1 pseudogene is annotated in these 823 nt (G+C 59.7%); it reads left to right on the top strand.

The window, feature by feature from the left end:
• Nucleotides 1-558: pseudogene (locus tag WLY71_RS30620) on the top strand (dipeptidase); the annotation flags it as partial.
• Nucleotides 559-823 lie beyond the last annotated feature (265 nt).

Genomic DNA, 823 nt, shown 5'->3' with positions numbered 1-823 from the left:
CTCAAGCACAACCACATTACCGACGCCGCCCGCTACGCTGCCGACAACTGGGGACTGGACTACCTGGGTGGCCAATTGGCGGTCGGCTTTTCCGATGCCTTCATGGGACCGTTGACCACATCCCTGACCTATGTCGGGATGGATGAGAAAACCTTCAAGCTCGCGGTCAACCTGCGGGTGCCAAAGGGCAAGTCCCCCGAAGTGCTCAAAACCGAAATCGCCGAAAAGCTTGGCACCTGGAGCAAGAAGACCCACATTGCGGTGGCCTTCGACTACTCGATCGCCGAGCCGATGTACCGCAACCCTGAAGGTGAATGGGTCAAGGCCCTGCTGGCCGTGGCCAGCGAAAACCTTGGCATGGAGCACAAGTTCGGTACTTCCGCCGGCGCCACCTCGGTCCATGAACTGCCCAATGGCGTGCAATTCGGCCTGGCCAGGCCCGAGGTCAAGTACACCGGCCACACTGACAACGAGTTCAAGACCGTCGACCAGTTCCTGCTGGATCTGCAGATCGTGACCGAGATGATGGGGCGCATCGGGCAGTTGCCGAAGCTGTGATGCTCTTTCGGACCCGCTGTCCTGGTGGGTCCACTGCTTTGATCGTAGCAACACCCCTGTAGCAGCTGGCGAAGCCTGCGTTCGGCTGCGCAGCAGTCGTAAAGTCAGACACCGCGGTGTGTCAGGCTCACGGCGCAATCCGGATTTACGACTGCTTCGCAGCCGAACGCAGGCTTCGCCAGCTGCTATGTATGGACTCGCCCCCACTGTCTACCCGCTTTTGAAAAACCGCCGCCCCGTTGCATCTATGTATCAGGCCTATTCG

The organism is Pseudomonas rossensis (assembly GCF_039888995.1).
GTDB classification, from domain to species: Bacteria; Pseudomonadota; Gammaproteobacteria; order Pseudomonadales; family Pseudomonadaceae; genus Aquipseudomonas; species Aquipseudomonas rossensis.
The sequence above is the reverse complement of the archived record's forward strand: the minus strand, read 5'-3'. Positions and strand labels throughout refer to the sequence as shown.